At 35.0% G+C, this 15,507-nt stretch carries 9 protein-coding genes, 2 tRNA genes and 3 rRNA genes; all 14 read right to left on the bottom strand.

Going from position 1 to position 15,507, the window contains the following annotated elements:
• A complete protein-coding gene (locus tag Q6H37_RS00070; protein WP_318738620.1) occupies positions 1-516 on the bottom strand; it encodes a transcription repressor NadR in 516 nt (171 codons plus the stop codon).
• A 96-nt stretch (positions 517-612) separates the two neighbouring features.
• Positions 613-1,107, bottom strand: coding sequence for an HDIG domain-containing metalloprotein (locus Q6H37_RS00065; protein ID WP_007064210.1), 495 nt, complete (start codon positions 1,105-1,107; stop codon positions 613-615).
• 105 nt (positions 1,108-1,212) lie between these two features.
• Positions 1,213-1,288 (bottom strand) — tRNA-Ala (locus Q6H37_RS00060).
• Positions 1,289-1,291: 3 nt separating this feature from the next.
• A tRNA-Ile gene (locus Q6H37_RS00055) sits at positions 1,292-1,368 on the bottom strand.
• 3 nt (positions 1,369-1,371) lie between these two features.
• Positions 1,372-1,488 (bottom strand): 5S ribosomal RNA (rrf, locus tag Q6H37_RS00050).
• Between the two features lie 57 nt (positions 1,489-1,545).
• Positions 1,546-4,444, bottom strand: a 23S ribosomal RNA gene (locus tag Q6H37_RS00045).
• A 223-nt stretch (positions 4,445-4,667) separates the two neighbouring features.
• Positions 4,668-6,179 (bottom strand): 16S ribosomal RNA (locus Q6H37_RS00040).
• Together the 16S, 23S and 5S rRNA genes with 2 tRNA genes alongside form the textbook arrangement of a ribosomal RNA operon.
• A 491-nt stretch (positions 6,180-6,670) precedes the next feature.
• Complete coding sequence (gene gyrA / locus Q6H37_RS00035; protein ID WP_318738619.1) at positions 6,671-9,142, bottom strand: DNA gyrase subunit A; 2,472 nt, start codon at positions 9,140-9,142, stop codon at positions 6,671-6,673.
• 16 nt (positions 9,143-9,158) lie between these two features.
• Positions 9,159-11,072 (bottom strand): DNA topoisomerase (ATP-hydrolyzing) subunit B, encoded by a 1,914-nt coding sequence (gyrB, locus tag Q6H37_RS00030; protein WP_318738618.1) that lies wholly within the window; start codon positions 11,070-11,072, stop codon positions 9,159-9,161.
• A 15-nt stretch (positions 11,073-11,087) separates the two neighbouring features.
• A complete protein-coding gene (remB, locus tag Q6H37_RS00025) occupies positions 11,088-11,351 on the bottom strand; it encodes an extracellular matrix regulator RemB (protein WP_007063331.1) in 264 nt (87 codons plus the stop codon).
• A 14-nt stretch (positions 11,352-11,365) separates the two neighbouring features.
• Positions 11,366-12,457: a DNA replication/repair protein RecF gene (recF, locus tag Q6H37_RS00020; RefSeq protein ID WP_318738617.1), complete on the bottom strand. Its 1,092-nt coding sequence runs from the start codon at positions 12,455-12,457 to the stop codon at positions 11,366-11,368.
• 104 nt (positions 12,458-12,561) lie between these two features.
• A complete protein-coding gene (yaaA, locus tag Q6H37_RS00015) occupies positions 12,562-12,768 on the bottom strand; it encodes a S4 domain-containing protein YaaA (protein WP_318738616.1) in 207 nt (68 codons plus the stop codon).
• A gap of 22 nt (positions 12,769-12,790) precedes the next feature.
• Positions 12,791-13,894, bottom strand: coding sequence for a DNA polymerase III subunit beta (dnaN, locus tag Q6H37_RS00010; protein WP_318738615.1), 1,104 nt, complete (start codon positions 13,892-13,894; stop codon positions 12,791-12,793).
• A 260-nt stretch (positions 13,895-14,154) separates the two neighbouring features.
• Positions 14,155-15,507, bottom strand: a complete 1,353-nt coding sequence (gene dnaA / locus Q6H37_RS00005; protein WP_318738614.1) for a chromosomal replication initiator protein DnaA — start codon at positions 15,505-15,507, stop codon at positions 14,155-14,157.

Below are 15,507 nucleotides of genomic sequence, written 5' to 3'. Positions count from 1 at the left end.
TTAATCTGATATTAAATATCCATTTTCTTTTAGTTCTTTAATCATATTCTCTATTATTTCTTCATTCTCTGCTACTACAGTATGTAAATGGACACCTCCTGTTAAAATTAGGAGGGGTTCTGCCTTATATTTATTTATCTTCTTTATAAAATTCTCTACATCATAAAACGTTTTTATCATAAGCATTCCCCTTATCTCTCCATATAAAGGATGCTCTACGATAACATCTTCTATTATTCCACCAAATTTAATTATAATTTTAAGTTCGTCTTCTATATTTTCAGTTTTATGTGAAAAAGCCATAACCCTTTTTACTATACTTTTTTGTTCTTTAGGCATTAAATATCCTTCAGGTGTAGCTATAATTTTTTTCCCCTCTGCTCTCAATATAGCTATATCTTTTACTATTATTTGTCTTGTTACTCCCAATTGTTCGGCCAATTCATGCCCTTTTTCAGGATTATTACTTTTTTTTAGTATTTCTTCTATATATGTTCTTCTTTCTTTTGAATTCATTTCTACCTCCAATAAATATAATGATTAAATTAATAGCAACAACCAAATTTATAACTATATTTTACCATTAATTTTTATTAAGTAAAATGTTCATTATTAATTTCTGCTATCACACATTTTCAATATATTTAATTCACTATCTTCTTTTACTTCATTGTTATGATGATTTTTAATTAAATATAATATTCTATCATTATAATTATATTTTTTTAATATTTCATAACCTATTATTCCATGATTATAGTAAACATATATTTTTTTTAAGTTACAAAACTTTCTCAAACGTCCTTTAGATATTTTATCTCCTATAACAATAAGACCTTTATCTATTATTGTTAATTTTTTGACACATTTTCCTATATCATGTAATAGTGAAGCTTTTAAAATAACTTTAGAATCTACATCCTGGACTTTACAAATTTTTTCTACATCATAAGCTACATTAATAGAGTGCTTTTGTTCATTTACAGATAATCTAAAAAATAAATTTAATTCCTGAGAATTTAAATTACTTTTTAAAAACTTTATATCTTTATCATTTAACTTTGAATTTATAGCCCAATAGAATTGCTTTATTCTATAAAAAATCATAAAATACAACTCCTTCTTTATAATTATATTTTAATTCATATAGTTATAAAGTACACTAATTATTTATAAAAAAAAATATCTGTAATTTAAATTACAGATATTTTATGGTGGAGATAAAGAGACTCGAACTCTTGACCCTCTGCGTGCAAGGCAGATGCTCTCCCAACTGAGCTATACCCCCATATGGTGGACCTTCAGGGACTCGAACCCCGGACCTACCGGTTATGAGCCGGTTGCTCTAACCAACTGAGCTAAAGATCCTTAACCTGGCAACGACCTACTCTTCCACAGAGCCTCCCCTGCAGTACCATCGGCACTATAAAGCTTAACCATCGTGTTCGGAATGGGAACGGGTGTTACCTTTATGTCATTATCACCAGATATTTTTATTTAGTTTTTGAAAGCTTTTGTTCTTTCAAAATTGCACAGTGAATTTATTTGGTCAAGCCCTCGACCTATTAGTATCAGTCAGCTGAACATGTTACCATGCTTACACCTCTGACCTATCAACCTTGTGTTCTTCAAGGGGTCTTACTAGCTTACGCTATGGGAAATCTAATCTTGAGGTGGGTTTCACGCTTAGATGCTTTCAGCGTTTATCCCGTCCCGACATAGCTACCCAGCCATGCTCCTGGCGGAACAACTGGTACACCAGAGGTCAGTCCATCCCGGTCCTCTCGTACTAAGGACAGCTCCTCTCAAATTTCCTACGCCCGCGACGGATAGGGACCGAACTGTCTCACGACGTTCTGAACCCAGCTCGCGTGCCGCTTTAATGGGCGAACAGCCCAACCCTTGGGACCTACTTCAGCCCCAGGATGCGACGAGCCGACATCGAGGTGCCAAACCTCCCCGTCGATGTGGACTCTTGGGGGAGATCAGCCTGTTATCCCCGAGGTAGCTTTTATCCGTTGAGCGATGGCCCTCCCACGAGGAACCACCGGATCACTAAGCCCGACTTTCGTCCCTGCTCCACCTGTATGTGTCGCAGTCAGGCTCCCTTCTGCCTTTGCACTCTTCGAACGATTTCCAACCGTTCTGAGGGAACCTTTGGGCGCCTCCGTTACTTTTTTGGAGGCGACCGCCCCAGTCAAACTGCCCACCTAACAATGTCCCGTGACCAGTTTCATGGCCGCCGGTTAGAATCCCAATACTGTCAGGGTGGTATCCCAAGGATGACTCCACAGAAGCTGACGCCCCTGTTTCGCAGTCTCCCACCTATCCTGTACAGACAATATCGAAACTCAATGCTAAGCTGCAGTAAAGCTCTACGGGGTCTTTCCGTCCAATCGCGGGTAGCAAGCATCTTCACTTGCACTACAATTTCGCCGGATTTGTTGTCGAGACAGTGCCCAAGTCATTACGCCATTCGTGCGGGTCGGAACTTACCCGACAAGGAATTTCGCTACCTTAGGACCGTTATAGTTACGGCCGCCGTTTACTGGGGCTTAAGTTCATACCTTCGCTTGCGCTAAGTATTCCCCTTAACCTTCCAGCACCGGGCAGGCGTCAGCCCCTATACTTCAGCTTTCGCTTTAGCAGAGACCTGTGTTTTTGCTAAACAGTTGCTTGGGCCTATTCTCTGCGACCTACTTTCATAGGCACCCCTTCTCCCGAAGTTACGGGGTCAATTTGCCGAGTTCCTTGACAACAATTCTTCCGATGGTCTTAGGATTCTCTCCTCATCTACCTGTGTCGGTTTGCGGTACGGGCACCAACATCCTCCATAGAGACTTTTCTTGGCAGCGTGGAATCAGATACTTCGCGGCATAAAGCCACTCCCCATCACACCTCAACATTAATCAGACGGATTTGCCTGTCTAATCTGTCTAAGTGCTTAGACACACATCCAATAGTGTGCACATCCTATCCTCCTGCGTCATCCCATTTGTAATAACGTCAGTTGGTGGTATCGGAATATCAACCGATTGTCCATCACCTACGCCTTTCGGCCTCGGCTTAGGTCCCGACTAACCCTGAGCGGACGAGCCTTCCTCAGGAAACCTTAGATTTTCGACCAATAAGATTCTCACTTATTTCTCGCTACTTATGCCAGCATACTCACTCCTGTACAGTCCACCGCTCCTTTCGGTACGACTTCACTCCATACAGGAAGCTCCTCTACCGCTCTTTCGAGCCCATAGCTTCGGTGGTAAGTTTTAGCCCCGGACATCTTCGGCGCAGGATCTCTTGACTAGTGAGCTATTACGCACTCTTTAAATGAGTGGCTGCTTCTAAGCCAACATCCTAGTTGTCTTAGAAATCCCACATCCTTTTCCACTTAACTTACACTTTGGGACCTTAGCTGATGATCTGGGCTGTTTCCCTTTTGACTACGGATCTTATCATTCGCAGTCTGACTGCTGAGATACAAGTATATGGCATTCGGAGTTTGATAGGGTTCAGTAACTGTTGTCAGCCCCTAGCCCATTCAGTGCTCTACCTCCACTACTCAATCTCAACGCTAGCCCTAAAGCTATTTCGAGGAGAACCAGCTATCTCCGAGTTCGATTGGAATTTCTCCGCTATCCACAGCTCATCCCATGGTTTTTCAACACCAACGTGGTTCGGACCTCCACGGAATTTTACTTCCGCTTCATCCTGGCCATGGATAGGTCACCCGGTTTCGGGTCTACGACATGCAACTTTTCGCCCTATTCAGACTCGGTTTCCCTTCGGCTCCGTACCTTAAGTACTTAACCTTGCTACATACCGTAACTCGCTGGCTCGTTCTACAAAAAGCACGTCGTCGCACATAAAAGTGCTTCGACCGGTTGTGGACACACGGTTTCAGGTTCTATTTCACTCCCCTTCCGGGGTTCTTTTCACCTTTCCCTCACGGTACTGCTTCACTATCGGTCACCAGTTAGTATTTAGCCTTGGGAGGTGGTCCTCCCTGCTTCCCACAAGGTTTCACGTGTCTCGTGGTACTCTGGAGTAGATCTGACTGCTATTTCCTTTCACTTACAGGGCTGTTACCTTCTACGGCGGAGCCTTCCAGCTCTCTTCAATTAAGAAATCACAGTATTTATGATCTATCCGCAACCCCAGGAACAAGTTCCTGGTTTGGGCTCTTTCCCTTTCGCTCGCCGCTACTTAGAAAATCGATTTTTCTTTCTCTTCCTCCGGGTACTTAGATGTTTCAGTTCCCCGGGTTTACCTCCATAAACCTATGTATTCAGTTTACAGTACAATGCGTTAGCATTGTGGGTTTCCCCATTCGGAAATCTCTGGATCTCAGGCTATTTGCGCCTACCCAAAGCTTATCGCAGCTTATCACGTCCTTCTTCGGCTTCTGGTGCCAAGGCATTCACCATGCGCCCTTTGTAGCTTGACCATTCATGTGAAAATTGTCTTTCAACAATTTTCTTAGTTAAAATCTACAAAGGTTTTTTTACTTATATAATAAGTAGTTTTACCTTTAGCTTTACTTTTAATTTAAAAGTTATATTCACTGTGCAATTTTCAAAGAACAATTTGAAGAATTAGATTCTTCAAAATTAAACAGAGCTATTAAATAAACCTTCAAAGTAGAATTACCTACTTTGTCGACTCCTTAGAAAGGAGGTGATCCAGCCGCAGGTTCTCCTACGGCTACCTTGTTACGACTTCACCCCAATTACTAACCCCACCTTCGGCCGCTGGCTCCTTACGGTTACCTCACGGACTTCGGGTGTTGCCAGCTCTCATGGTGTGACGGGCGGTGTGTACAAGGCCCGGGAACGTATTCACCGCGACATGCTGATTCGCGATTACTAGCAACTCCAGCTTCATGTAGGCGAGTTTCAGCCTACAATCCGAACTGAGATGAGTTTTAAAAGTTTTGCTCCACCTCACGGTCTTGCATCTTTCTGTACTCACCATTGTAGCACGTGTGTAGCCCTAGACATAAGGGGCATGATGATTTGACGTCATCCCCACCTTCCTCCCGGTTAACCCGGGCAGTCTCACTAGAGTGCTCAACTTAATGGTAGCAACTAATGATAAGGGTTGCGCTCGTTGCAGGACTTAACCTAACATCTCACGACACGAGCTGACGACAACCATGCACCACCTGTCTCCCTGCCCCGAAGGGCTTCCCTCATTACAGGTAATTCAGGGGATGTCAAGTCTAGGTAAGGTTCTTCGCGTTGCTTCGAATTAAACCACATGCTCCGCTGCTTGTGCGGGCCCCCGTCAATTCCTTTGAGTTTTAATCTTGCGATCGTACTTCCCAGGCGGAATACTTATTGCGTTAGCTGCGGCACAGAAGGAGTCGATACCTCCTACACCTAGTATTCATCGTTTACGGCGTGGACTACCAGGGTATCTAATCCTGTTTGCTACCCACGCTTTCATGCCTCAGCGTCAGTTACGGTCCAGAGAATCGCCTTCGCCACTGGTGTTCTTCCTAATCTCTACGCATTTCACCGCTACACTAGGAATTCCATTCTCCTCTCCCGCACTCTAGATATCCAGTTTCAAATGCAGTTCCCAAGTTAAGCTCGGGATTTTCACATCTGACTTAAACATCCGCCTACGCATCCTTTACGCCCAGTAAATCCGGACAACGCTCGCCACCTACGTATTACCGCGGCTGCTGGCACGTAGTTAGCCGTGGCTTCCTCCTTGGGTACCGTCATTATCGTCCCCAAAGACAGAGCTTTACAACCCGAAGGCCTTCATCACTCACGCGGCGTTGCTGCATCAGGCTTTCGCCCATTGTGCAATATTCCCCACTGCTGCCTCCCGTAGGAGTCTGGACCGTGTCTCAGTTCCAATGTGGCCGATCACCCTCTCAGGTCGGCTACGCATCGTGGCCTTGGTGAGCCGTTACCTCACCAACTAGCTAATGCGCCGCGGGCCCATCTCAAAGCGGATTACTCCTTTAATTAGTAATTCATGTGAAAAACTAATGTTATGCGGTATTAATCTCCCTTTCGGAAGGCTATCCCCCACTTTGAGGCAGGTTGCCCACGTGTTACTCACCCGTCCGCCGCTAATCCATCCCCGAAGGGATTTCATCGCTCGACTTGCATGTGTTAAGCACGCCGCCAGCGTTCGTCCTGAGCCAGGATCAAACTCTCAATTTAAAAGCTTAATCTGTACTCAAATTATTGACGTTAAACTTATTAGTTTAACTAATACTGGCTTATTTAAAATAAGATTTATATCTTACTTTCACTCTGTTTAATTTTCAAGGATCTTGTCGTACCCTGACGACTTTTATATCTTATCATGTTTGATTAATCTTGTCAAGAACTTTTTTAAAAATTCTTTTTCAACAATCATACGACTTTTATAGTATATCATGTGAGCTGAAGTCTGTCAAACATTAATTAGTTTAAGTTGCTGTACTTATCAGCGACATGTGTTATTTTATCAAATTTAATTTCTTTTTATTGTTAAACTATATTCATTACACTTAAATATGATAAATTTTCTGCTTATATCTCGAATTTTTGAGATTTTTCTTATAAGGATACACCTGGTTTAGTTTGCTTAGTAATATAACGAAAAATATCATTAATTTTAAGCTTAAAACAAATGAGAGGTACTAATACCTCTCATTTGTTTTAATATTTTATTCATTTTCTGATATTTCATCATCTTTTTCTTCATCAATTTTTTCTACGTTTTCATCATAATTAATTTTAGCAATAGCAACTACTTTTTGTTCTTCATCTGTTCTCATTAAAGTAACACCCATTGCATTTCTACTAGTTGTTGATATACCTGATACATTTAATCTTATAGCTACATTACTGCTATTTACAAGCATCATTTCATCTTCATCTTTTACTACTCTAGCTCCAACTATAGCTCCTGTTTTTTCTGTTATTTTATATGTTATCATACCTTTTCCACCTCTTCTATGAGGAGTGTACTCAGATACAGGAGTCCTCTTTCCAAAGCCATTTTCACTTATGACCAAAACATCCTGTCCTTCACATACTATATCCATAGCAACTGCTATATCCTCTTTTCTTAAGGTTATAGCTTTAACACCTGTTGCAGTTCTTCCCATAGGTCTTACATCTCTCTCATTGAATCTGATAGCATAACCATTCTTAGTAAATACAAGTACTTGACTTTCCCCTGTAGTCATTCTAACACCTATAAGTTCATCATCTTCTCTTAAGTTTATTGCATTTAATCCATTTTTTCTTATAGATGAATATTGACTAACCTGAGTCTTTTTAATTAATCCTCGTCTTGTTCCCATTATAAAATAGTTATTTTTATCAAACTCTTTAAAAGTTATAACGGCCTGTATTTTTTCATTAGTTTCAATAGGTAATAAGTTTATTAAATTTACCCCTTTAGCTGTTCTACCTGCATCTGGTAATTCATATCCTTTTAACTTATAAACCCTACCTCTATTTGTAAAGAACAATATATTATTGTGTGTTGATGTAACAAACATATGCTCTACAAAATCATCTTCCTTTGTAGTCATTGCTTGTATTCCTTTTCCGCCTCTCTTTTGAGCAGAATATGTATCCGCCGCTATTCTCTTTATATATCCAGCGTGTGTTAGTGTTATAACTACTTCCTGCTCTTGTATTAAATCTTCTATACTTATCTCATTATCATTTTTTTGTATTTCAGTCCTTCTGTCATCACCATATTTATTTTTTATTTCTTCAAGCTCTTCTTTTATTATTTTTAAAACTAATTCTTCTTTTGCTAATACATCTTTTAAATATGATATAGTGTTTTCTAATTCTTTATATTCATTTTCTATTTTTTCTCTTTCTAAGCCTGTAAGCCTTTGAAGTCTCATATCCAATATAGCTTGAGCCTGTTTTTCAGAAAGATTAAAACTATTCATAAGACCATTTTTAGCTTCTTCACCATTTTTTGAAGATCTTATAAGATTTATAACTTCATCTATGTGGTCAAGTGCTATTCTCAATCCTTCTAAGATATGTGCTCTAGCTAAAGCTTTATCTAAATCAAACTTAGTTCTTCTTCTTATTACTTCTTTTTGAAACTCTAAGTAATGTACAAGAATTTGTTTCAAGTTTAATACTTCTGGTTTATTATTTACAAGTGCAATCATTATAATACCAAAAGTATCCTGCATTTTGGTATGTTTAAAAAGTTGATTTAAAATTACATTAGGGTTGGCATCTCTTTTTAATTCTATTACAATTCTCATACCTTCCCTATCTGATTCATCTCTGATGTCTGAAATTCCCTCTATTTTTTTATCCTTAACCAAATCAGCTATACTTTCTATAAGCCTAGCTTTATTTACTTGGTAAGGTAGTTCAGTTACAATTATTCTATGTCGTCCTTTTTCCTCTTCAATGTCAGTTTTAGCTCTTACAATAACTTTTCCTCTTCCTGTTTCGTATGCATCCCTTATTCCCAACTTTCCAAGTATTATACCTGCAGTAGGAAAATCAGGCCCTTTTATTTCTGTCATTAATTCTGTTATTGTTACTTCAGGATTCTCTATAAGCATTGATATACCATTTATAACTTCTGTTAAATTGTGTGGAGGAATATTAGTTGCCATACCTACAGCTATACCTGCAGATCCATTAACAAGTAAGTTAGGAAATCTTGCTGGTATTACTGATGGTTCTTGTTCTTCTCCATCAAAATTTGGAACAAAATCTACTGTGTTTTTATTTATGTCTCTTAACATTTCAAGAGTTATTTTATTCATTTTAGCTTCTGTGTATCTCATAGCTGCTGCGCTATCCCCATCTACAGAACCGAAGTTTCCATGTCCATTTACTAATGTATATCTTATAGAAAAATCTTGGGCTAATCTAACTAAAGCATCATAAACGGCTGTATCACCATGTGGATGATACTTACCTAAAACATCTCCAACTATTCTTGCACACTTTCTATATCCCTTATCAGGTGTTAATCCTAATTCGTGCATAGAATAAAGAATTCTTCTATGTACAGGTTTTAAACCATCACGTACATCTGGCAAAGCACGGCCTACAATAACACTCATAGCATAATCTATATAACATTTTTTCATTTCATGGCTTATGTCTACTGGTAAAATCTTTCCTTCATTAAACATCAATTACACCTCTTTATTATATGTCTAGGTTTATAACCTTTTTGGCATTTTCTTGTATGAACTCTCTACGAGGCTCTACCTTATCACCCATAAGTATAGTAAAAATTTCATCAGCTGCCATAGCATCTTCTACTGTTACTTGAAGTAAGACTCTTTCGTCTGGATTCATAGTAGTATCCCAAAGTTGTGTGGCATCCATTTCTCCAAGACCTTTATACCTTTGGATATTTGTATTATTGTCTTTTCCGCCCACATCCTCAAGTAATTTTTCTAATTCTTTATCACTATAAGCATAGTGTTCTTTTTTACCTTTAGCAACCTTGTAAAGTGGTGGTTGAGCTATATATACATGTCCTTGATCTACTAGTTCCTTCATGTATCTATAGAAAAATGTAAGTAACAATGTTCTTATATGTGCACCATCTACATCAGCATCTGTCATTATAATTATCCTATCATATCTTATTTTTTCAACATCAAAGTCCTTGCCTATTCCTCCACCAAAAGCTGTTATCATTGCTCTTATTTCTTCATATCCTAAAATTTTATCTAATCTTTGCTTTTCAACATTCATTATTTTACCACGAAGAGGTAATATAGCCTGAAATCTTCTGTTTCTTCCTTGTTTTGCAGAACCTCCTGCAGAATCACCCTCAACTAAATATATTTCACATTCTTTAGGATCCTTAGACGAACAATCTGCAAGTTTACCTGGTAAAGATGTATTTTCAAGTATTGATTTACGTCTAGTTAATTCTCTAGCCTTTCTAGCTGCTTCTCTAGCACGTGATGCCATTAATGACTTGTCAAGTATAGATTTTGCTACTTGTGGATTTTCTTGAAGAAAAGAACTTACTCCTTCACCAACTATACCATCAACTATTCCCCTAATTTCACTATTACCAAGTTTTGTTTTTGTTTGACCTTCAAATTGAGGATCAATAAGTTTTACTGATATAACTGCTGTAAGGCCTTCTCTTATATCTTCTCCAGATAAATTTTTATCATTTTCTTTTAAAATTCCAAATTTTTTTGCATAATCATTAAAAGCTCTTGTTAATGCAGACTTAAATCCAGCTAAATGTGTTCCACCTTCTACTGTATCTATGTTGTTTGCAAAAGAAAATATATTTTCTGTGTAACCATCATTATATTGAATTGAAATTTCAACAGAACAATCCTGCTTATTTCCTTCAACATATATTGGCTCTTTATTAATTACCTGCTTATTTCTATTTAGATAAGATACAAAAGATTTTATTCCACCTTCATAATGGAAAACTTCTAATTTATCTATTCTTTCATCACTTAGATTAATTATTATATTTTTATTTAGAAATGCTAATTCTCTTAACCTTTGAGCTAATGTATTATAATCATAATCTATTTCCTCAAAGATTTCAGCATCCGGCTTAAAGTGAATCTTAGTTCCATGTCCTTCACTATCACCTACTATTTCAAGCCCTGTTTTAACTTTACCTCTTTCAAATGCCTGCTTCCATATATGTCCTTCTCTTTTAACTTCAACTTCACATAATTCTGAAAGTGCATTTACAACAGAAGCTCCTACACCATGAAGTCCTCCGGAAACCTTATATCCACCGCCACCAAACTTTCCACCTGCATGTAGAACTGTCATTATAACCTCTACAGTAGGTTTTTTCATCTTTGGATGCATGCCCACTGGCATTCCTCTACCATCATCAGTAACAGTAATTGAATTGTCTTTATGTATAAAAACTTCTATATTTTTGCAAAAACCAGCTAAAGCCTCATCTATACTGTTATCAACTATTTCATAAACTAGATGATGAAGCCCTCTAGCACTTGTACTTCCAATGTACATTCCTGGTCTTTTTCTTACTGCTTCTAGTCCTTCTAATACCTGTATTTGATTTTCATCATAAACTTGTTTTTTTTGTTCTGACATACCTATCCTCCTATCCTAAGGCTCATAATATAAAGTTTCTGATCTTTTAGTTAAAGTAGATGAAGAAATAGGTGATAAATAAATTTTACTTTTTTTATCAACTTCAGCTATAATAAAGGACTTTGGTTTATCCTTAGTAATCCTTTGAACAAAGCCATCTTCCTCAGCCATTCTCAAAAACTGAATAGTATCAGAACTATACATTGAATTTTCCACATCAAATATACCAATTATATCTTTTATTGGAACCACTATATTTTCACCTAAGTGTAAAAACATAAAATAATCTCCTTTCAAATTCTATTAACAAAACCTTTTTCAACTACAAATAATTGGGAATCTTTTTTTAAATTATTTTTTATATCTTCAATTCCAGTACAGGTTATAAATGTTTGTATATCGCTAATAGAATTTAATATATATTTTTGTCTATTAGAATCGAGTTCAGATAAAACGTCATCTAATAAAAGAACTGGATATTCACCAATAGTTTCTTTTATTATTTCTAAAGAAGCAAATTTAATAGTTAAAACTGAAGTTCTTTGCTGTCCTTGTGAACCATAACTTCTAGTATCTACTCCATTTATTTTTATACTAAAATCATCTCTATGAGGTCCAAAAGATGTAATTCTCTTTTCAAAATCTTTTAATCTATTATTTTCTAATAAATTTAGAATTTCTTCTTCTGAGTTATCAATACTTTTTACACTTGTTATATAGTTGAATTCTATATTTTCAGAACCTGAGGTTATATTGTTATGTATTATTATGCCCTTTTCTGTAAGTTTTTTTACATAATGATCCCTAGTTTTAACTATATATGCCCCATATTTAGCAAGTTGCTCATCATACACTTGTAACATATCTAAATTTTTCTTATCCCATTTCCTTAAAACTACATTTCTTTCATTTAAAACTTTATTGTATTGAACCAAATTGAAATAATACTTTTTACTTAATTTGCATAATTCTATATCTAAAAACTTTCGTCTATGTGATGGAGATTCTTTAACTATTTTTAAATCTTCAGGTGAAAACATAACTACATTAAAAACTCCCATAAGGTCAGATATCTTATTTACTTTAATAGAATTTACATTTACACCCTTCTTGCCTTCTTTGAAAATTTTTATTTCTATTTTTTTATCTATTCTATCCTTTGAAACGTACAACTTTATGTACGCTTCTTTACCATTCCAATTTATAAGTTCTTTATCCTTATTTGTTCTTGGAGATTTTCCAATACTGCAATAATATATGCTCTCTAAAATATTGGTTTTTCCTTGAGCATTATTACCAATAAAAACATTTATATTTTTATTTAGTTCTATATTTAATTCTTTATAGTTTCTAAAATTACTGAGTTGCAAATATTTTATATACATACAAAAAACACCTAACATAATTATACCATACTATGGTTAATGCACAATTAACATTAGAACATTGCCAAATAATAATTATAAATCAATTTATGGTTTAATGTAAATTATATTATTTTATAAGTTTCTCCATCAAACTCTATAATATCTCCTTTTATAAGCTTCTTTCCTCTTCTTACTTCAATTTCATTATTTACTTTAACTAAACCATCTTGTATAAAAATTTTAGCTTCAGAACCTAAAGATACAGCTCCACACCATTTTAAAAAAGAATCTAATTTTATAATATCAGTATTTATTTCTATTTCCTTCATAATTAATTTCCTCGCTTTAAATTTAATTATTAACTAATCTAACAGGTAATACAAGGTATGTGCAGTTATTGGTATCCTTGTTTTTTATTATACAAGGACTCACACTACTTGATAATTCTATTACTACCTCATCTTCTTCCATTATTTTTAGAACATCAATAAGATATTTAGAATTAAATGCAATTTGAAGAGGCTCACCTTGCAAAATTATATTAAGTTCTTCCCTAACCATTCCCAATTGAGAATTTGAAGTTATTACCATGTTCTCATCTTCTATATCAAACTTTATAAGATTTGTATTACCATCCTTACCCATAAGTGATGCTCTTTCTATAGAGCTAAGTAATACTATTCTTTTGGCAATAATTTTTAAATTGTATTCCTCTGGAATTATTGAATTATATTTTATAAATTCACCTTCTAAAAGTCTTGATATAATTTTAGTTTCTCCAACACTAAATAAAATATGGTTTGGTGTAAATGTTATGTTCACACTTTCATCATTTTCTTCTAATATTTTGGATACTTCACTTAGAGTTTTTCCTGGTATTACTGCACTTATTATGTTATCCGTGTCTAAAGTTTCAGATTTTAGCGCAAGCCTATATCCGTCCAGTGCTACTAAATTTAACTTTTTATCTTTTATTTCAAATAGTATACCTGTAAGTATAGGCCTAGTTTCATCTTGTGCAGTAGCAAATAGAGTTCCTCTTATCATATTTTTTAATATGTTTTGAGGTATGCTAAATATCATATTTTCATTTATGTTAGGAAGTTCAGGAAAATCTTCTGAATTCATGTGGATAAGAGTAAATCTAGATTTTTTACATACAATTTCTATAGAATTATTGTCTATAGTAGATATATGTATAGTGTCATTATCCAGTTTTCTTATTATTTCTCCAAATATTTTTGCATCTATAACTATACTTCCTTCTTCAATTATGTCTGATTTTATTTTACTTTCTATACTTAAATCTATATCTGATCCTGTTAAAATCAATTCATTTTCATTGGTTTTTATACGTATTCCATTTAAGATAGGAAGAGTAGACTTTCCTGTTATAGCTTTTTGTACTGTAGATATTCCTTCTTGTAATATTGATTTTTCACATGTAAATTTCATAATATAGGTCCTCCTTATTCACAATATATTTTTAATATATTATAGATTAGATAATTATATATTTATAGTAGTAATAGTAGTAGGGGCTGTGATTATGTGTATAACTCATATAACCGTTGGTATAACTGAAAAATTAAGAAAAAATAATTGTGGATAAGTAAATACATAACATTTGACTTTATCCACATAATTAGAACATAAATAATATTTCTTTGTTATCCACAAGATATTATTAAATAAATATAAACAATTGTTTATATTTATTTTTGATTTATTCTCTTAGTAAGGTCGCTAACTGCATTTTGAAGACTTTCATCAACTTTTAAATTTCCGGATATTTTTTCATAAGCATGTATTACTGTAGTATGATCTCTTCCACCAAATTCTTCGCCAATTTTAGGTAGAGACATATCTGTAAGTTTTCGAGATAAGTACATGGCAATTTGTCGAGGAAAAGCAACATTTCGAGTTCTTCTTGCTGATTTAAAATCATCTACTTTGAGATTATAATAATTAGCAACCACATCTTGTATCAAATCTATAGTAACTTGCTTAGATTGTTTACTAGATATAATGTCCTTTAGAGCTTCAGCAGCTAAATCTACACTAATTTCTTTATTAGTTAGAGAAGAAAAAGCTACTATTCGAATAAGAGCTCCTTCTAATTCCCTTATGTTGGATTTTATTTTTGTAGCTATATATACCATAACTTCATTTGGTATATTTAGATTTTCTACATCAGCCTTTTTCTTAAGTATAGCCATTCTAGTTTCAAAATCAGGAGCTTGTATATCTGCAATAAGTCCCCATTCAAATCTAGAACGAAGCCTATCTTCAAGTGTAGGAATTTCTTTTGGAGGTCGGTCACTTGAAAGAATTATTTGTTTAGTGGCATCATGCAGAGCGTTAAATGTATGGAAAAATTCTTCTTGAGTCCTTTCCTTACCTGCTATAAATTGAATATCATCTATTAAAAGAACATCTATATTTCTATATTTGTTTCTAAAATCTACATTCTTATCATCTTTAATTGAATTTATAAGTTCATTTGTAAATTTTTCTGATGATACATAAACAACTTTGGAACTTGGATTATTTTCTAATATATAATGACCTATAGCATGCATTAAATGAGTTTTTCCAAGACCAACGCCACCATAAATAAAAAGAGGGTTGTAAGCTTTAGCTGGTGCTTCTGCTACAGCTAAAGATGCAGCATGAGCAAACCTGTTACTATTGCCTATTACAAATGAATCAAAAGTATATTTTGGATTTAGCATAGTTGACATTTCATCATTGACATTTATATGTGATCTATTATCTTTTAATTTTGTTTTTGGTTCCTCCGAAGTTTGAACTTCTTCAGAAGCTATTGAAAATTCAACATTATACTTTTTGGATGTAATAAGCTTTAATGCATTTATTATCAAGTCTTTATATCTAGTATTAAGTATTCCTCGAGTAAAATCATTAGGAACACTTAAATGTAAGATATTATCGTCCATAGATAAAGGGATAATACTTTTTATCCAAGTATTAAAACTTACTTCAGTAAGTTCACCTTTTATTATGTTTAATGTTTTTTCCCATATTTCTTTTAGATGGGCATTCAT

Origin of the sequence: Clostridium sp. JS66 (assembly GCF_033561535.1) — a bacterium.
GTDB classification, from domain to species: Bacteria; Bacillota; Clostridia; order Clostridiales; family Clostridiaceae; genus Clostridium_AM; species Clostridium_AM carboxidivorans.
Note: the sequence above shows the minus strand (reverse complement) of the source record. Positions and strands in the feature narration are given on the sequence as shown.